Origin of the sequence: Pigmentiphaga aceris (assembly GCF_008119665.1) — a bacterium.
Classification (GTDB): Bacteria; Pseudomonadota; Gammaproteobacteria; order Burkholderiales; family Burkholderiaceae_B; genus Pigmentiphaga; species Pigmentiphaga aceris.
This window is the reverse complement of record NZ_CP043046.1, coordinates 4,523,659-4,542,444: the sequence shown is the minus strand read 5'-3', so window position 1 is coordinate 4,542,444 and position 18,786 is coordinate 4,523,659. Positions and strand designations below refer to the sequence as shown.

15 protein-coding genes are annotated in these 18,786 nt (G+C 61.8%); 3 read left to right on the top strand and 12 right to left on the bottom strand.

The window, feature by feature from the left end:
• Positions 1-42 precede the first annotated feature (42 nt).
• The 7 genes from FXN63_RS19695 to FXN63_RS19665 all read right to left on the bottom strand — a co-directional run bounded on the left by FXN63_RS19695 (position 43) and on the right by FXN63_RS19665 (position 9,127).
• Positions 43-687, bottom strand: a complete 645-nt coding sequence (locus FXN63_RS19695; protein ID WP_148816856.1) for a DcrB/PsbP domain-containing protein — start codon at positions 685-687, stop codon at positions 43-45.
• Positions 688-851: 164 nt separating this feature from the next.
• Positions 852-2,006 carry an acyl-CoA dehydrogenase family protein gene (locus FXN63_RS19690; RefSeq protein WP_148816855.1) on the bottom strand — a complete coding sequence of 385 codons (1,155 nt, stop codon included), beginning with the start codon at positions 2,004-2,006 and terminating at the stop codon, positions 852-854.
• Between the two features lie 333 nt (positions 2,007-2,339).
• Positions 2,340-4,652, bottom strand: coding sequence for a TonB-dependent siderophore receptor (locus FXN63_RS19685; protein ID WP_187394955.1), 2,313 nt, complete (start codon positions 4,650-4,652; stop codon positions 2,340-2,342).
• A 192-nt stretch (positions 4,653-4,844) separates the two neighbouring features.
• On the bottom strand, positions 4,845-5,942 hold the full coding sequence (locus FXN63_RS19680) for a FecR family protein (protein ID WP_246164903.1): 1,098 nt from the start codon (positions 5,940-5,942) through the stop codon (positions 4,845-4,847).
• The gene (locus tag FXN63_RS19675; RefSeq protein ID WP_342791194.1) at positions 5,939-6,541 is read right to left on the bottom strand and encodes a sigma-70 family RNA polymerase sigma factor; all 603 of its coding nucleotides are present in this window, start codon (positions 6,539-6,541) and stop codon (positions 5,939-5,941) included. The genes FXN63_RS19680 and FXN63_RS19675 overlap by 4 nt, the downstream gene beginning before the upstream one ends.
• Before the next feature lie 59 nt (positions 6,542-6,600).
• A complete protein-coding gene (locus FXN63_RS19670) occupies positions 6,601-8,559 on the bottom strand; it encodes a DUF2207 domain-containing protein (RefSeq protein ID WP_148816853.1) in 1,959 nt (652 codons plus the stop codon).
• Positions 8,560-8,569: 10 nt separating this feature from the next.
• The gene (locus tag FXN63_RS19665) at positions 8,570-9,127 is read right to left on the bottom strand and encodes a LemA family protein (protein ID WP_222863944.1); all 558 of its coding nucleotides are present in this window, start codon (positions 9,125-9,127) and stop codon (positions 8,570-8,572) included.
• A gap of 283 nt (positions 9,128-9,410) precedes the next feature.
• Here FXN63_RS19665 and FXN63_RS19660 point away from each other — a divergent pair, with 283 nt between their 5' ends.
• Positions 9,411-10,538 (top strand): M20 family metallopeptidase, encoded by a 1,128-nt coding sequence (locus tag FXN63_RS19660; RefSeq protein WP_148816852.1) that lies wholly within the window; start codon positions 9,411-9,413, stop codon positions 10,536-10,538.
• Between the two features lie 3 nt (positions 10,539-10,541).
• Here FXN63_RS19660 and FXN63_RS19655 read toward each other — a convergent pair whose 3' ends face one another.
• A complete protein-coding gene (locus tag FXN63_RS19655) occupies positions 10,542-11,468 on the bottom strand; it encodes a LysR family transcriptional regulator (protein WP_148816851.1) in 927 nt (308 codons plus the stop codon).
• Between the two features lie 235 nt (positions 11,469-11,703).
• On the opposite strand from FXN63_RS19655, the gene FXN63_RS19650 reads away from it, so the two are divergent.
• Complete coding sequence (locus tag FXN63_RS19650) at positions 11,704-14,169, top strand: membrane-bound PQQ-dependent dehydrogenase, glucose/quinate/shikimate family (protein WP_148816850.1); 2,466 nt, start codon at positions 11,704-11,706, stop codon at positions 14,167-14,169.
• A 119-nt stretch (positions 14,170-14,288) separates the two neighbouring features.
• Here the strand turns inward: FXN63_RS19650 and FXN63_RS19645 are convergent, their stop codons facing one another.
• Positions 14,289-14,609, bottom strand: coding sequence for a c-type cytochrome (locus FXN63_RS19645; protein ID WP_148816849.1), 321 nt, complete (start codon positions 14,607-14,609; stop codon positions 14,289-14,291).
• 9 nt (positions 14,610-14,618) lie between these two features.
• Complete coding sequence (locus FXN63_RS19640) at positions 14,619-15,896, bottom strand: PQQ-dependent sugar dehydrogenase (protein WP_148816848.1); 1,278 nt, start codon at positions 15,894-15,896, stop codon at positions 14,619-14,621.
• A gap of 321 nt (positions 15,897-16,217) precedes the next feature.
• Between FXN63_RS19640 and FXN63_RS19635 the strand changes: the two genes are divergently transcribed.
• Positions 16,218-18,269: a sigma-54-dependent Fis family transcriptional regulator gene (locus tag FXN63_RS19635; protein WP_148816847.1), complete on the top strand. Its 2,052-nt coding sequence runs from the start codon at positions 16,218-16,220 to the stop codon at positions 18,267-18,269.
• A 25-nt stretch (positions 18,270-18,294) separates the two neighbouring features.
• Here FXN63_RS19635 and FXN63_RS19630 read toward each other — a convergent pair whose 3' ends face one another.
• Positions 18,295-18,684, bottom strand: coding sequence for a type II toxin-antitoxin system HicB family antitoxin (locus FXN63_RS19630; protein ID WP_148819598.1), 390 nt, complete (start codon positions 18,682-18,684; stop codon positions 18,295-18,297).
• Positions 18,685-18,696: 12 nt separating this feature from the next.
• Positions 18,697-18,774 (bottom strand): type II toxin-antitoxin system HicA family toxin, encoded by a 78-nt coding sequence (locus tag FXN63_RS27115; RefSeq protein WP_246165243.1) that lies wholly within the window; start codon positions 18,772-18,774, stop codon positions 18,697-18,699.
• Positions 18,775-18,786: the final 12 nt, after the last annotated feature.

Sequence of the window (18,786 nt, the reverse complement as noted above, 5' to 3'; positions counted from 1 at the left end):
ACTGAGCCCCAAGGTTTGCTGTGCCAACTGCCCCCGCTTTGATCAGCGGCCCGACTTGATATTGTCGATCACGGTAGATACCAGCACGTTGTGGCTGGCGGCGTCATCGGCCTTTGACATGATGCGGATAAGCGCCATGGTGTTGCCCGAACCGGCCACCAGCATGGTGCTGCGTGTAGGTGTGCCGCCAAAGGTGCCAATGGCATCGAGCTGACGCAGGCCCACACCCTTGATGGTCATGGATTTTTCCCCAAGCCGCTGATAGTCGGGCAGGGCGGCGCGCTGCTGTTCAACAAAACTCGTTGTGGCACCGTCCAGGAATTTTGCATCGTTGTCCTGAACGCGCGTACCGCCCGGCACCGGGGCCTCGGTGTTCAGGACAACTTGCTGCAGCGCCTGATTGACATAGATGGTGCCGGTTGCGCCTGCGGCTCCGTCCGTGGCAGACCCGGGGGGCAGCTTGTTGCCGACGAAACCGGACGGAAGCGAGAAGCTGAGTTTTCCCGCCAGCAGCGATACCTTTTCGCCCTTGGCGGGTGCGGTCGCGGGGGCGGCGGGTGTGCGCGCTGCTTGCGCAAACGCGCTTGCCTGGATCAACGACCCTGCAATGGCCAGCGCCAAGGTGGTCGAACGAAGAAGTGTCGAAGCCTTGGTCGAAGTGGTGTTGGAAATCGTACGTGAAGCCATGATTGCCTGCGTTCCCAGATGAAGTTGATTCATCCTAGCGCTGAAACGCGGGCAATCTGGCGCACCAGGCCAGCAAAGTGCATCAAAACCTAATTTCAGGATTCAGGGTTTTACTCGGCAATCTCTTTCGTTTGCCAGGAGCTTGTGTCCTGACGTTCCTGGCTTCAGCTGTACAGGTTGACCGGCATGCTGCCCGTCAACTCCCAATCGCCCAGTGCGCGCAGCTTGTAATCCAGCGGATCGTGCAAGGTGTGGGTGCGTGCGTTGCGCCAGAAGCGGTCCAGTCCCAGTCCGGCGTGCGCGGCGCTGGCACCGGCTGCGTCAAACAGTGCCTGGCCGTTGTACAGGCTTGCGCGGTGTGCAATGACCTTTGCCTCGGCCACCGCCAGAGCGGTTTCCTGCCGTTGCACTGCGCTCAAGGCCAAGCCTTGCTGCCAGCTCTGGTCCAGCAACTGGGCACCTCGGTCTGCCATCACGGCGGCGGTCGCACTGTGGACATGCATCTCGCCAATACGCAGCAATCGGTAGGGGTCTTCGCTTGCTTGCTGAACATCCGAAAACAACCAGGGGCGTGCTTTTTCCAGCGAATAACGACGCGCTTCTTCCAGTGCCCCCGCCGCGATGCCAGCATAGAGATTGACCAGAATCAGCTGTGCAACCGGCGCGCGGACGCTGTGCCAGGGTTGCGGCGCAAAACCTTCCCCGCGCAGCACGTCTTCCGTGGGCACGAACACATTCGTGAATTCCACGGTGCCACTGTCGGTCTGGCGCTGACCGATGGCATTCCAGTCGTCCAGCACCCGAATGCCCGCCTGCTGCGTGTCGGCGACGAACAGCAACACCTCACCTGTGGGCGCGTAGTCTGCCGAAATCGTCAGGTAGGACGATCCGGTGGCCCCCGAGCAGAAGCGCTTGGCCCCGTTCAGCACATAGCCGCCCTCGACCCGGCGCGCATCCAGCCGTCTGTCGAGCGGGTTCAGGGCGTTGCCCCACCAGCCGTTTTCACGGCTGCTGCGATCCAGCCATTTGTGTTTCTGGGTGTCGCTGCCGAAGATCAGAACCGTGGCAACCTGCAATGCGTGGAAGGCAACCAGATGCGCCAGGGCGCTGTCTACCGTGGCAATGCGGCGGATGATGGCCAGGGTGTCATGCCAGGACCTTCCGTCGCCACCGTGAATGGTGGGAATGGCGCAGGCCAGCAGGCCCGCTTCGCGCAGCAGCTGTTTTTCCTGGGCGGCGTGCCCGCCTTGCTTGTCGCGAGCAATGGCACTGTCGCGCAAGATGAGCAACAAAGTGTCGAGCGTGTGCGTTGATGTCATGGAAACAGATAGTAGGCAGCCATGATCGCGTCACAGCCGCTTGTTGACGCGTCGGGCCAGGGCATTCGCAGGCGGGTCCTTGCGCGCGACGGCGACATATAAGGACCGCGAAGTGTAGGAGCCGAATGCGCCTGCGTTAAATACGTTTTTATTATCTGGTTATGGGCACAAGGTCATGGGGCATCAAAACATGGGGCATCAAGACATGGGGCATCAAGCCCGCCAAACGCGGGACTGCCGGGCTGCTGCCAGCCCGAGCCGACATGCGCCGGCCAGCATCGGGACTGGGCGTCATTGCCCGAACGTCATTGCCCAAGCGTCATCGCCCGTGTGTTACCACCGATAACCAACCGTCGCCGTGATGGTTCGATCCTGACCGTAGAACTGGGCGCGGTTGGCCGTGGTGACTCTGTCTGTCAGGTTCGCCACGTTGAGCGCGAAGCGCAGGTTGCCGCGGTTGTAGTGAAGCGCGGCATCGAACAAGGTATAGCCCTCGTTGAAGTAGCGGTTGTAGGTGTCGGCCACGGTCGGACCCACGCGTCGGACGCCACCGCCAATTCCCCAGCCGCGCATCGCTTCGTGCTGGAAGGCGTAGTCGACCCACAGCTTGGCGGTGTTGCGAGCCGTCTGGAATGGGCGCTTGCCAAGTTCGGCGGCATCGTTGCTCTTTGACACCCAGGCATCGAGCCAGGTGTAGCTTGCAATCAGGTCCAGACCTTGGCCGATGCGTGTCTTGGCCTCAAGTTCCAGGCCACGCGAGCGTACTTCGCCGGTTTGCGTACGCAGCAGCGGGTTGCCTGCATCAACCGTCGTCACGTTCTGTTTGCTCATGTCGAACAAGGACGCGGTCATGAAGCTGTCACTGCCAGGCGGCTGGTACTTCAGGCCCAGTTCCACCTGTTTGGCGGTCTCTGGCTTCGGGGCACTGCCGTAGTTGGTGCCGACCACCGGTGCGAACGAGGTGGCGTAACTGACATAGGGCGAAAAGCCGCTGTCGAAGCGATAGAGCACACCGGCGCTACCGCTGTTCTTGCTGTCTTTCGCGCTGGCGGTCGCAGTACCTGCGCCGCGTTCGGTATCTGCCCGATCGTGTCGCAAACCGGCATTGATGATCCAGCGATCGATTTTGATCTGGTCTTGGATGTAGACACCGAACTGGCTCAGCTCGGCAGTGTTGCGCGTGGTAACCGGCCTGACGAAGCTACGGCCATAGACCGGGTTGAATACGTCCAGCGACGGTGCGGTGCCGAAGCCGATGTTCTCCACGCCCGAGAAGTCCTGGTAGTCGACACCCACCAATACCTGGTGTTGCAGCGGACCGGTGCCGAAGTTCTTCTGCAGATGGGTATCGACCGTGGTGGCGCGGCTGCTCGAATTCGAGATCAGCGAGGCGCGCGTTGCCGTGCGGTTGTCGCGCCCCATGGCGGTGGCGTAGACGTGCTGATAGTCCAGGTCGTAGCGTGCATGGCGCAGGTTCTGGCGCAGTACCAGGCTGTTGTCGACGCGGTGTTCCAGCAGGTAGCCTGCTGAACTCATGTCGCGGTCATAACGATCGAAGTCAGGTTCGCCCGCAAAGCGATCGACAGGAATTCGGCCTTCTGCGTAATTCAGCAGCAGCGACTGGTTCGGCCACCAGCTCTTGGGCGTCATGCGGTCGCGGGTGTGGTCGGCAAGCAAGGTCAGGGTGGTGTCGTCGGTGAGCTTCCAGGTCAGCGAAGGCGCGATGAAGACACGGTTGTCCTGAGAATGATCCGTCTGGGTTTTGCTGTCGCGCACCAGACCGTTCACACGAAACATCACGGTCGCGTCCTGATTGATAGCACGGCCGAAGTCGAAGTTGGTCTGATAGCGCTGATGGTTGCCCACCGACAAACCCACGTCGTTGATCGCTTCCGCGACTGGGCGCTTGGATACCTGGTTCACCAGACCGCCCGGCCCACCCTGGCCGTAAAGCATGGCGGACGGGCCTTTCAGCACTTCGACGCGTTCGATGCCCTGCGGGTCGGCAAGCCAGTCGCCGTAGGTGCCCGTTCTGAACAGGCGCAGCCCGTCACGGTAAAGCGAGGCGTCAAAGCCCCGGATGTTCAGGCTGGCGTATCGCAGGTCGTATCCGGTGATCTCGGTCAGTACGCCGGCCGTGTAGCGCAGCGATTGCTCCACCGTCTGGATTGCCTGGACTTCCATCTGGTCGCGGGTAATGACCGAGATCGACTGCGGGATTTCGGTCAGCGGCGTGTCGGTCTTGGTAGCGGTGGCACCGCGCAGGGCAATGTATCCCGGCGGCGATACGTTGATCGGCTCCTTGCCCGAACCGGTGACCACGACTTCCGAGAGCACGCGTCCGCCCGACAGCGCGGCGGGTGCTGCCGAGATGATGGCGGTGCCGCCGTCCAGCGACGCGGTCAGGCCACTGCCGGCAAGCACGCGATCCAGTGCCTGTCTGGCCGTCAGTCTGCCCGAGACCGCAGCGGTGGTCTTGCCTGCCACCAGCTCGGGGCGGACGATCAGCTGCAGCCGGGTCTGGCGTGCCAGTTCGTTCAACGCGTCGCCCAGCGGCTGTGCCGACAACGAAATCTCGAAGCTGGCCACGGTCTGGGCCTGCGACGGGGCGGCAAACACGGCAAGGCAGGCAACTGCTGCAGACACGACAGGCACAACACACGCGCGAGGGTTCATCGAGGAAGATCTCCGGGTAGAAATAAGAATCACTACCAATGAAGACGGATCACGACGCAAACAGTTGAGGTCGCTTGCGAATTTATTTTTTGGGGGATGTCTGGGGGGATTCGTCCCGGGGCCTGAATCATCGAGTCCAGGCCCGCAGCCCGCACCGTCGGCTTAATTCGCCGGCACGATCTCCGTCGCGCCCTCGCGTGCGCGCAGGCGAACCGGCAGCACCCGGGGCAGGGCCTTGGCAAAGGCACCGGCCTGTTCGAGTTCGAAGCTGCCACTGATGCGCAGGCCGGCTACTGCCGGGTCCAGACGCAATCGGGTGTCGCCGTAACGTTCGAACTCCGCCAAGGCTTGCGACAGCGGCACGTTGTTCAGGTTGACACGGCCTTCGCGCCACAGCATCGCAGTACGTGCAGGTAAGGCCTGCCTGGGGCCGAGCCGACCGGCCGCGTCACTGTGCACTGACTCGTCCGCGTTCAGTGCCACCATCGGTTGCGCCTTTCCATCCGCCGTATCGGCGCGTGAACTGACGTGGACACGGCCTTCATCGACGGTCACGGTGACCCCGTCACCGCCCAGCCCTGCATGGGTATGGCGCACCGAAAAACGGGTACCGACGACGGTAGCGCGCAGCGGTCCGGCATCTACCTCGAAGGGCTTAGCCGCGTCAGGGGTGACGGTGAACAAGGCCTGTCCCTCAAGCAGCCGCACTTCGCGTCGATGGCGATACAGGCTGACTGCCGTGGTGGTTGCCGTGTCGAGTTGCAGGCTGCTGCCGTCGGGCAAGGTGACGGATAGCTGTTGCCCGCGCGCGGTGGCGTAGGTTTCGACAAAGATCGGCTGGTTTTGCAGATGAGACCAGCGCAGCCAGCCACCGCCGCCCACTATGGCCACCAGCCCCAGGGCTGCCAGCGCATAGGGCAGGGCGCGTCGCTTCGGCGACACCTGGCGACGCACGCCAACAGGCCGGGGCGACACCCGCACCGCAGGGGGCGCGATCTGCTTGCGCAATTGACCGACGCGATCAGCCGGCAACTGCGCCAGGGTTTGACAGACGTCACGCAGACGATCGAACGCGCGGCGGTGTGCCGGGTCCGTCTGCAACCACGCCTCGCACGCGGCTGCGTCCTCAGTCGACCAGCCGTCTTGCTGGCGCAGCAGCCACATCGCGGCCTGGGTGTCGATGGGGTCCTGAGTCGCCAGGAATGCTGCGGTGTCACGCGCATCCTCGTCCGGTATCGGCAAGCGGGCAGACCGGTTCATGACTGTCCTTCGGAGATCGGCTGCTGAACGCGCAGTGCATCGTCACACGCCTTGCAGGCCAGCACGCCGCGAATCACATGCTGCGCGACCATGTTGCGCGAGATGCCCATGTGTTCGGCCACTTCCTGGTGCGACAGGCCTTCAAAACGATTGAGCACAAAGGCCTCGCGGCAACGCGGCGGCAGCGCATCGATGACCGCGTGCATGGCGCGGGCGCGTTGCTCAAAAGCATAGGCCTCGTCCGGCTGCAGATGGGTAGGCGCAGCCGGCTGTTCCGATTCAGCCAGACCATCAATGTCTTCATGATCGCGTACCTCGGCATGACGGTGCTGGTCGATCATCAGGTTATGAGCGGTTCTGTACAGCAGGGCGCGGGGCTCCTGTACGGACTGCCCGGCGTGCTGCATGGACAGCAGACGCACGTAGGCCTCCTGGACCAGGTCGGCCGCGCCGTCCCGGTTTCTGAGCCGGTTGGCGAAGTGGTTCAGCAGTTCTCGGTAATAGCGGACGACCACGACACCAACCAGGCAAGAGATGCGACATGCGTCAACACGAAATCGGGCGGCACAAGGCCGCCCGGAATCGAGGATAGCAATCATTCGCATTTTTGCAGAGTGGCACTGCGCAGTCGATGCGGGCAGTGGTCTCGTTGCAACGCTTACCAGCCCGAGCCACCCCCGCCACCGCCGCCGCCGCCCGAAGAACCACCGCCAGAAGAACCGCTGGACGAAGAACTGCCACCGCTGCTGCTCCAGCCGCCGCTGCCACCTGAGGAACTGGTGGAGCTGGAACTGGAATCGTGATCGGACGCACGCGGGGCAATGTCATTGGACATGTCGCGCACTGCGCGGTCCGGATTGCCGCTCAGCAAGTCATGGCCGCCATACATCTGCTGCATGGCATCCATTGCCGCTATGCCTGCAATCCCGGTAAACGCTCCGGCGAATGCGGCCGCCCAGGCCTTGCCTACATCCAGCGCCACGGCGTAAGGCAGGCATTTTTCAAAGACGCCGAGCTTTTCCTGTGGCGTGGCAAGGGCCTGCAGGCGCGGGCTTTCGGCCAGCGTCAGGTATTGCTTCAGACCATTGATCTGGTCCATGACCCGATAGCCTTCCTCAGTGTAGCCGCGCAGGAAGGTGTAGGCGCGCACGACCACGGGCAACAGAATGAAGGGCAGCAGCGCAGGCAGCGCACCGATACCGGTTGGCCGGGTGAACACCAGCAAGGTGACCAGGCCACCCGCCAGGAACGGGCCGACGAAGAACAGAGTGAACAACACCACCTTCCAGCTGGCATTGCCACGCCGCATCGCGCCGTACAGGCCTGTGAACGCCAGAATTGCCGGGATCGCGAAGGGCAGGCTGAAGCTGACGTAGCCTGCGTTATCGGGGTTATGCCACCAGGCTGCGCCAATAGAGACTGCGGTGTACAGCAACCACAGCAATACCCCACGGTTTGCCACTGACCGGTTCTTGGCAAACAGACGGTCCTGGTATTCCTTCTCCAGTGTCTTTTCTAGCGCCTGTTCGGCGTCCACGAAGCGGGAGCCGGCCGAGACATCTTCACGCAGGAATTTTTCTTCCTTGCCGAACAGCTTGGTCAGCATGCCCAGCAGCGACTGCGCCATCGGGAAACCATGTTTTCGGTCGTGCAGCCGGATGAACTGAACCCCGCGTTCAGTGCTTTGCATGCGCATCGCGCGGATTGAAATCAATTCGAGCACACCCACCACAAAGGTGCGCTGGTCATAAGCCTGGCGGCTGATGTAACGCACGGCCGATGCGGTCAGCCCGTCTGGTGCTTCGTAAAGCGGCACCACCATAGGCGTGCTGCGTCGGCGGGTCTTGCGGGCAGCGTTGAGGTAATACAGCGCCAGCAGCACGAAGCCGCCTACCGACACGATCGTGGTCAGATTGTCCTGCATGAACAGCAGCGCGGTCTGCGCTTGCGAGGGCGGGGCAATCAGGCCCTTGGCCCAGCCTGCCGCCACGGTCAAGCCTTCTTCTGCTGCCAGCGGGCGCGTCGTCTCGAAGCTGATCGTGCCAGGGGCCTTGTTGGTGACCCGCGCGTTGTTCGCCGTAGATCCCTGCGGCCCGGTGTAGCTGGCCTGCTGAATGATGTCGACTGGCGAGGGCAGGGTGATGCGTGCGCGGGCGCGATCGATCGGGAACGTCCAGCTGCTGCCAGTGGCATTCCAGTACAGCTCGTCAAAATTCTCGAAGAAACCGATCTGGCGCGTGGTTCGGTAGCGGATCTCGTAGGTGTGTTCGCCCCGATTCAGGGTGGTGTCCGCCGATCCGATCTGAATGCGCACACCGTTGCTGATGGACTTTTCCGCGTACTGCTCAATGCTGCCGTCACGCTTGACGCCCAGCACATCGAACCCCACCCGGGTCGTGGTGCCATTGCGATTCTGATAGGTGGTCGGGAAGTCGCGCAGAATGCCGCGCTTGATGGATCTGCCCTCTGCGAATACCCGAATGGTTTCGGTCACCAGCAGATCGCCGTTCTGCTCGACCTTCACATCGCTGAAGTAATCCAGAATCCGTTCGTCTGCACGAGCAACACCGATCAGACTGACTGCCAGCAGCAGTACCGCCAAGCATTTGCGCATCATGCTGCTCTCCTTAGAAAGCAACTTTCGGGACGGCTGCGGCGGCGGGGTCGCCAATCTCGTAATAGGGCTCGGTCTTGAAACCGAAGGACTTCGCAACCAGCACACTGGGAAAAGATTCGACCAGGATATTGAGTTCGCGTGCGGTGCCGTTGTAATAACGGCGGGCCATCTGCAGGTGGTCTTCGATTTCCGACAGTTCTTCCTGCAGGCTGCGGAAATTGGCGTCTGCCTTCAGGTCAGGGTAGGCCTCGGCCACGGCAAACAAGCGACCCAGCGCGCCGGTCAGTGCTTTTTCTGCCTGCACCTGATCGGTGATCGATCCCGCATTCATGCCGGCCGCACGCAGCTTGGTGACTTCCTCGAAGACGCCTTTCTCGTGCGAGGCGTATCCCTTGACCGTTTCCAGCAGATTGGGAATCAGGTCGTAGCGACGACGTAATTGCACGTCGATGCCGCTCCAGCCCTCCTTGGTCATATTGCGATTGCGAACCAGCTGGTTATAGATCTTGATCGCATAGACCAGCACGACTGCGACGACTGCAATGGCAATCCAGGCGGAGATAGACACGGGTTCTGTCCTTGTTTTTGTTGACGGTCATCGGTGTGCGCGCGATGCAAAAAGCATGCGCCCACGGGCCGATCGGGGGCTTCGAGACTGTAGCCCAAGCATTCAGCGGTGGCCTGTCAGCACTGGGGATTTGTTGCCGAACGAGACAATATCGAACAAGTGTTCAAGGCCTGCAGACAGTGGTTTGTGTCCATTTGACCGATGGTCGCCAAGCGACACGATGCGTCTGAATGCGCCGATATAAAGTGTCGGAAGATTCCCGATTTCTACCGCTGAGGCTGCCATGCAATTTGCTTGTGACCCGATCGCATTGACCCAGGCGCTGGTGCGCATGGACACGATCAATCTTCCAGGCAACGAAGATCAGTGCACGCATCACCTGGCCGCCTTGCTGACGGCATCGGGCTTCGAATGCAAGCTGGTGGACTTCGCGCCGCATCGGACCAGCCTGGTGGCGCGTATCGGCAGCAGCCCGGACAAACTGCCGCTCGTCTTCACCGGACATGTCGATGTGGTTCCACTGGGCAGCAAGCCTTGGACGCAAGCGCCGTTCGGCGGCGACATTGTGGACGGCAAGCTGTACGGCCGTGGCACCACCGACATGAAAGCAGGGGTAGCTGCTTTTACCTCTGCTGCGATTGAACTGGCCGAGGAATTGAAAAGCTCCGCAGGACTCATCCTGATCATCACCGCAGGCGAAGAAACGGGCTGCGAAGGGGCGGCGCACTTGGTGCGTCAGCCCGATATCGCCGCCATGCTCGGGCAGGCCGGTGCATTGGTGGTGGCCGAGCCGACCTCAAACCGTCCGCTGGCCGGACACAAGGGGGCGTTCTGGCTGCGTGCCAGCAGCAAAGGTGTGACGGCACACGGATCGATGCCCCAGCATGGTGAGAACGCCATCTACAAGCTGTTGCCCGCGCTTCAGGCGATGGAGAATTTCGACTTCGGCATTGCGCCGCACGACATCATGGGCAAGCCAACACTCAATGTCGGCACGATCATCGGTGGCATCAACGTCAATTCAGTGCCTGATGCGGCGTCTTTCACCATCGATATCCGCAGTGTGCCCGGACAGGATCACCAGCAAATTGTCGAGCAACTGCGCGCGGCGCTGGGGCCGGACATCAGTCTGGAAGTGTTGCTTGATCTACCGGCGGTCTACACCAACAAGGACGATCCCTGGATTCGTTATCTGTGCGAGATGTGCATCGACGGCGAGACGGCGGGGTCCGAAGCGTATTTCACCGATGCGGCGATTTTGCGCAGCGCGTTGGGATATCCGCCAACGGTGATTCTGGGGCCGGGTGAGGCGCACATGGCACATCAGACGGACGAATATTGCCGTGTGGATCTGTTGCTGGCGTCGAAGGATATCTACGGACGCATCATCAGGGATTGGTGTCTGGCTTGACGCCTATCCCTGCGTGCCAAGCTCGGGTTCGTCCTGGGCTGCGCTTGCCCGTAATGCATCGAACAGCAAGCGCGCAGCCGGGCTCAGGTCGTTGACCCGGCGCACGCACAGCAGCAGATGCCGACGGGTCCATTCGTCGCGCAAGGCGATGATGCGCAGATCTTCGATGCCGCCGTAGTGCCGCAAGGTTTCGCGCGGCAGCAAGACAAGCCCCAGGCCACCCTTGACCGCGCGCAGTGCCGCATCGATGGTTGCCACACGCAGCCGGAATTGCAGTTCGTGGCCCAGGTTTGCTGCCATGCGTACCTGCATGGCGGTAATCGGCGAATTCGTGTTTACGCCGATCTGTTCGTAGCGCAGCGTGTCGACAAAATCGACCTGTGTCTGCGACGCCAGCGGGTGGGTGCGGAGCACCGCCAGCATCAGGTGGTCAGGGTGATGCGGGAAGACCTCCAGGCCTGATGTATCGACCACGTCGCGGCAGATGCCGATGTCAGCTTCACCTTCCGCGACGCCGCGCACGATCTCTGCACTGACCGGCGCATCGACTTCCACGCGGATCTTCGGATGCGCAAGCAAAAAGGCCGTCAGTGTGTCAGGCAGGCTTCCGGCTATTGACGAGATATTCGCCAATACCCTGACCACGCCGCGCGCTCCTTGACCGTGTTCCCGCATCTCGGCATGCATGTGGTCGATGCCTTGCAGCACGTGGCGCGCATGGCGCAGCAAGGCTTTGCCAGCCACGGTGGGCACCACGCCACGCTGGCTGCGCAACAGCAGGGGCGTGCCGATGTCGGCCTCCATTTCCGCAATACGTTTGCTGATGGCCGACGCCGCGATGAATTCGCGTTCGGCGGCGTGGGCGATCGCACCTTCTTCGCAGACGGCAACAAAATAACGCAGCGTGACGGGATCGGTTTTCCAGGACATGCAGGATTATCACCCGAGTATCTGGATTTAGAGATTTTTTGCGTGTGTGGATCGTGATGCCGATTATCTGCTTGGGTAATGCCTGCCTAAGCGAGATGGACTCCATCTCCAATAAGCACGCCGGTTTCGCACAGTCTTGTTATTCGTCAGAGTGCCTGTGGAAAAATGCCGGCACGCCCAGTCATATATAAGACTTGGGTTTTGCACGTCCGCTACGAGATCTGGAAAAACATCGATGACTTCTGAAAAACAGCACCCTCCATCACGGGTGGGGGGATGGCTTTTTGCGCTCTACGCAGGGCTGATAGTGATACTGGGTGCCGCCTTGGCATTCTGGGGCGGCAAGCTCCTGGTGGCGGGTGGCTCGCCGTATTACGTGGCAATGGGTCTGGCACTTATCGTGTCCGGCGTTCTGTTCATCAAGGCCCGCCGTGCCGGTTTGTGGCTGTTCGGTGCGGCCTCATTGGTGACCATTCTGTGGGCCATCTGGGAGTCCGGCTACAACGGCTGGGCGTACATCCCGCGCCTGGGCTGGCTGGCCATCGTCGGTGGCCTGCTGGCGCTGTTCTGGCCGGTGGTACGCCGTCGCTTCGCCGGGGTTGGCATCGCCAGTTACTTCGGCATCACCCTTGGCTTGCCCGGTGTCATGGCGGGGTTGATCCTGGTGCCGCTGTTCTTCCCGAACACCGTTCATCTCGCCAAGCCGGAGTTGGTATCGGCGCGCCCCAAAGACACATTCAGTCGGTCTACCGTGGTCTCGCCCGATGGCAACGTCGCGGCCAGCCACGACGACACCAACTGGACGTCCTACGCTGGGTCGAACCTGGGCAATCATTTCTCGGCTGCGGCACAAGTCACGCCCGCCAACGCTGGCAAGCTTGAAAAGGTCTGGGAATATCACCACGGTGACGTCAAGAAGCCGGGCGAGAAAATCTCGTATATCAACGCCTCTACGCCGTTGAAGATTGGTGACTCGCTTTATACCTGCACGCCCAAGCAGATCATCGTGTCCGTTGATGCGCGCAGTGGCAAGGAAAACTGGCGCTTCGACTCCAAGGTCGACCCGGTCTACCTGGCTGGTGGCGGTGCCAATTGCCGTGGCGTGTCGTACTACGAAGTGCCCGGTGCCACTGCCGGCCAGATGTGCGCACAGCGCATCATCTGGGGCACCACCGACATGCGTCTGGGCGCTGTCGATGCCAAGACTGGCAAGTCGTGCGAAGACTTCGGCGTGGCCGGTTTTGTCGATCTGAAAGGCGGCCTGGGCAACTTCCGCCCTGGATCGACCGCCATCACTTCGGCACCGACCATCGTTCGTGGCACCATCATCACGGGCCAGCAAGTGATCGACTCGGATGTGCGTCCGGCACCGTCGGGTGTGGTGCGTGGCTTCGACGCCCGCACCGGTGCTTTCCGCTGGGCATGGGACATGGAACGTCCGGGGGTGAAGACGCAACCCGCGCCCGGCGAGTTCTACACCGACAGTACGCCCAATTCGTGGGCACCACTGTCCGCCGATGACGAACTCGGTCTGGTCTACGTCACCACCGGCAACTCGGCGGGCGACTTCTACGGCGGCACCCGCCGCAAGCTGGAAGAGCAGTACAGCTCTGCACTGGTTGCCATCGACGCCGCCACTGGCGACGTGCGCTGGCACTTCCAGACCGTCCACCACGACCTGTGGGACTACGACCTGAGCCCGACCCCTGCGCTGGTGGACTTCCCGTCGCCCAACGGGCCGCGTCCGTCGGTGATCCAGGCGACCAAGTCGGGTCAGATCTATGTGCTCGACCGCAAGACCGGCGAGCCGGTCCTGCCGGTAACCGAAGTCGCCGTGCCCCAGGGCACCGCACCGGGCGATTACACGGCACCGACGCAGCCGCTGTCGCTGCAGATGCCCAATACCGCCGGTCGCCCGAGCAAGGAATTCGAAGTCCTGACGGAAGCCAACGCGTGGGGCCTGACGCCCTTTGATCAGATGATTTGCCGCACGGAGTTTGTGCAGGCGCGTTACGACGGCATCTTCACGCCGCCAGTGGTCAACCAGAACAGCGTGATCTTCCCTGGTCACCACGGTGCCTCCAATTGGGGTGGTGTGATGGTCGATCCGCAGCGCGGCCTGCTGATCATGAACACCCAGCGTCTGCCCTACATGCAGAGCCTGGTACCGCGCGCTGAACTCGACGCCTTGGGTGCCAAGTCTTTCCAAGAAGCGCCGGGCAACAGCAAGGGCTATCGCGTGCAGGTGGGCCAGCCCTACGGTGCCACCAAGGGGCCGTGGATGTCGGTGTTCAATCAGCCGTGCATCGCGCCGCCCTGGGGCTTCATCTCGGGTATTGATCTGCGCACCACGGAAGTGATGTGGAGCCGCCCCTTCGGTACTGGTTACGACAGCGGCCCGATGGGCATCCCCACCCGCACCAAGTTCGAGGTCGGTACGCCCAGCGCCAGTGGTGGTTTGATCACTGGTGGTGGGGTGACCATCATCGGCGCAGCGCTTGACCAATTCATGCGTGTATTCAACAGCGAGACTGGCGAGATGTTGTTTGAAACCCGCCTGCCGGCTGGCGCGCAAGCCGCGCCGATGAGCTACATGAGCGGTGGACGCCAGTACATCGTGATGGTGGTCGGCGGCCATGATCGCATCCCGACCAAACGGGGCGACAGCATCATTGCCTGGGCATTGCCAGAGGCGAAGTAAGTGGCGCTGACGTAAGCACAAGCAAAGCCAGAAAAAAGAAACCGCCCCTGTCGAGCGCTCGTCAGGGGCGGTTTTTTTATCTGGGTTGCATGTTGGCTTGCGTTGCACTCACCACACGTTCACTGCACCACCTGAATCTTCAGCGACCCGAACCATGCTGCCAGGTTGTCGATATCGTCATCGGTCAGCGGCTTGGCCATCAGGTTCATGACCTCGTGTCGACGTGTACCGCTTCGGTAGGCCTTCAACTGCGTAACCACGTAAAGCTCTGGTTGGCCTGCCAGGTTGGGCGCATCGGGCACGGTCGACAGACCTTGTTGTCCGTGACAGGCAGCACACGAAATGGCTTTCTGCTTGCCGAGCACGACATCACCCGCGAAGGCCGGTGATGTCGCACAGGCGGCGAGCGTCAGCGCGATCAGAAAACGTCGCTGTCGCATCGCCTGTCCTTATTGGCCGCTGTAGGTGATGCGATAGATCGCACCCGCATAGTCGTCCGAGACCAGCAGCGAGCCGTCCTTGGCAATGGCCACGTCGACCGGGCGTCCGCGATAGATGCCGGTTTCATCATCAAGCCAGCCTTCGGCAAACACCTCGGTCTTGTCGGCAGTGCCATCGGCTTTCAGAGACGTGAACAGCACCCGTGCACCGATGGGTTTGGTGCGGTTCCACGAGCCGTGCTGCGCCGAGAAGAAGCCGTTCTGATATGCGGCGGGGAATTGCTTGCCGACATAGAAGGCCATGCCCAGGTCGGCGGCGTGGGCGTCGGTCTTGACCTGCGGGTTGACCGCATCAGCGGGGATCGTGTCCTTGTCGTAGCCGTTCTCGGTGATGCGGGTGTCGGCCACGATGTAGGGGTAGCCGAAGAACTGGCCCGCCTGAGTGGCGCGGTTGATTTCGCCCAGTGGGATGTCGTCACCCATGCCATCGGTCTGGTTGTCGGTGAACCAGAGTGTCTTGTCTTTGGGGTTGAAGTCCATGCCCACGGAATTGCGGATGCCGGTGGCGAAGACTTCGCGGCCGGTGCCATCCTGGTTCATGCGAACGATGCCGCCAATGCCGGTCTTGGTATACAGCTCGAGCTTTTCACGCGGCTGCACATTGAAGGGTTGGCCAAGCGTGATGTAGAGCTTGTTGTCGGGGCCGATGCGGCAGACGCGTCCACTGTGGTTGAAGGATTCTTCTTCTGGCGGAATCAGCGCGCCTTGGGCCACCACTTCACCGACCGCGACGTCTGCGCCTTCGTAGAAGAATTCGGCTGCCGGGAAGGTATAGACGCGGTTGCTTTCCACCACGATCAGGAAGCCGTCACGGGTCCAGCACACCGCATTCGGATTGCGGAACTTGAGCGAGGGCGCGAACTCTTTGACCTCGGTTGCGGTGGCCCCGCCCGTGCGGTTGGTGACGGCCCAGACCTTGGTCTTGCGTGTGCCGACGAACAGCATATTGGTTGAAGGAGCCACGGCAATCGAACGCGCGTCCGGCACCACGGCATACAGGTCGATCTTGAACCCTGGCGGCATTTTGATGCGCTTCAGGTTCTCGCGCAGTTGGGCGGCGTCCTTGCCGTCCTGGGCCACCGTGGGGATGTTCGGGTCGGTGCCCGACACTTTCATCTGCTTGAGCTTTTCGATATTTTGCTGCTGTGCGGCAACCGGAAGGGCGGCTGCAATGAGAAGCGTGGCGGCCACGCCCGCGCCAAGATGCCTGGTGATTCCGTGAAGCATGCTGATGTCCCCGTGATGTTGTGATGTCGGTGTGGCCGGCAGTGACCGCGTGACCGGCGATGCGATCGATGCAACGCCTGTGCCATCCGGGACTTACCCGAATACGATCACGCGATTGCCTGGGCAACCAAGCCGGTCTGCGCTGGGAAATCGTTCATTTCCAGCTCAAGCAGGCGGTGCACTGTCCAGTTTCTGTGCAGTTGCCGACGCCAGGGCTGCCTGCTACCTTGGCTGAGCAGGCGGTGATTAACACCCAGTGAAACGCCGCACAAAAATAAGAAATGCGACGGGTGCGGTCACCGCACTCGCGAGGAGAGCAGCATGGCACCCCCTACCGCGCGTTCGTTCGCCCAGACACCGGCTACGCGCGCGAACGGTCAGGCATGTCCGACTGGGTTTGCGTCAAGCCCCGCATCGCCCGATGTGCTCGACAGCTGGGCGCGCTGCGTTGCCCGGCAGCTTGATCCGGCACGGCCACCTGCACCCAGGGTGATCGAAGGACATGAGCTGCTGCGCCGGCGTGAGAACCTGGCCTCGGTCAGGCGGCTTGCGCTTGCTGAGATCGAAACCTTGTTCCAGCAGATTGCCGGGTCCAACTTCCTGCTGGCCTTTGCCGACGCGGAAGGCGTGATCCTGGATCTGTTTGCGGACAACCGGTTTCGCAGCAGCGGCTCGTCGGCAGATATCGTCGTGGGCAGTTGCTGGGCCGAAGCGCACTGCGGCACCAATGGACTGGGTACGGCATTGGCCATGGGGCGGCCCGTGTCGATTACCGGCGACGAGCATTTCTTCCTGAAGTACGGCGACATCTCCTGTACCGCTGCACCCATCCACGACGGGCAGGGCAGAGTACTGGGGGTGCTGGACGCGTCGTCCTATGTGGAATCCCGGCAACGACATACACAGGCCCTGGTGCGCATGTCGGCCATGCATGTGGAAAACCTGCTGTTGGCCGAGCAGATGCGCGGGCACCTGGTGATGGCGATTCACCCGCGTGTGGAGTTTCTGGCGACACTCGGTTGCGGCATGATTGCCTTCGATGCCATTGGGCATGTCAGCGCGATGAATGCGCGCGCACAGGGCTTGTTGTCGGGTTTGTCGTTGAGCCTGGGCACACCCTTCGAGCGGATTTTCGATGAACCGTTTGCGCGTTTTTCGGCGCGCTTGATGCACGAGGATGAAGTGCGGCTGCGGGATGTGTTGGGCAGCATGCTGGCGGTGAGCCGGGTGGGGGGCGCGAGGGCGGCAGCGGCGGTGGTCAGTCCGGCGGTGAATGCAGGGTTTGTGTCTGCGCCGGTGACAGCATCTGCGTCGATATCCAGTCCGGTATTCAGCCCTGCATCCAACCTCGCATCGCACCCCACATCCAATCCCGGATCTGATCCGACGTACGCACCTGCCTCCACAACTGGCTCCGCTTCATCGCGGACACGTGCGTCGCAGGCATCTGCACTGTCAGCGCAAACGACCATCCCCATGGTGGCGGACGATCCCGCCGTTGTCGCCACCTTGCGCATGGCCGAGGCCGCCGTGCGGATGCGTGTACCGATCCTGATCCACGGCGAGACCGGCACCGGCAAGGAATTGCTGGCACGCCATGCCCACGCCAGCAGTGGTCGCAACGGGGCGTTTGTGGCGGTGAATTGCGGGGCCTTGCCTGCGGAATTGTTCGAGGCCGAGCTGTTCGGCTACGTAGGCGGTGCATTCACCGGCGCGCGGCGTGACGGCAGCTCCGGCCTGATCGAAAGCGCCGACGGCGGCACCTTGCTGCTGGACGAGATTGTTGAATTGCCCTTGTTGCTTCAGGCGGCATTACTGCGCTTTCTGGACGACCGACTGGTGCGCCCGGTCGGCGGCCGCACTGCCCGTCATGTCGATGTGCAACTGCTAGCGGCCACCCATGCCGATCTGGATGCCGAAGTCGCAGCCAGACGCTTTCGCGCAGACTTGCTGCACCGCCTGAACGTCGTGCGCCTGGCGCTGCCGCCCTTGCGTGCACGCGAAGATTTCGCCGCGGTTACCCGCAACGTATTGGCGGCAATCGACCCGATGGCCAGCATTTCTGATGAAGCCGTAGCACAACTGTCGCGCCTGCCCTGGCGCGGCAACATGCGTGAACTGCGCGCGGTGCTGACACGTGCCTTGCTGATGCATGCCACCCGGCATTTGAACATCGATGATTTTGCGAGCCTGTGTCCGACCGCTGCAGTCGAGTCGCCCGGGCATTCGGCGTTGCAGCAAGCCGCCTTGCAGCGCGTGGTGTCAGAGTTCGAGCGCACGGGTCACAGCGTAAGCCAGACCTCACGCAACCTGGGGGTGTCACGCACCACGGTGTACCGCTATCTGCGCGAGCAGGGTGGGCGGATTGTTTAGAAAGCGCTGCCCAACATGTACTGCTTCAGTGATCCGCCATTTCGCGTGTAGCCGCCAGCGCAAGAAAGGCCGACCGGCTCAGATGGCGCGCTTTCGCCGCTGCATCGATTCGTTGGACCAGGTTTTCAGGCAGGCTGATATTCAGGCGAACCGCTTTGGCTTTCACCTTCGACAGGTCGATGTCGACCATCATCCAGAAACCACCCTGATAGTCCGGATCATTCATCCAGGCGTCCGGTGCGCTAGGCAACGGGATCGGCGCATCGTCATCATTGAAGTGCGCCTCAACGGCCTCCTGCGCCATGCGTGCAATGTCATGGGCCTCGTCGGCGGCAGAAAAGCAGCCAGGAAAATCCGGAAAGATCACGCCGTAGGCGCTTTCCGCTTCCTTGTGAACATAGATTGGGTAGAGCACTGTCTGCATTCCTCAGAGTAGACCGGCTTGCTTGAGGGCGCTTCGTACCGTACCTATCGGCAAGTCTTTTTTCGGATGCGGGATCGGCACTGTGCCCTTGAG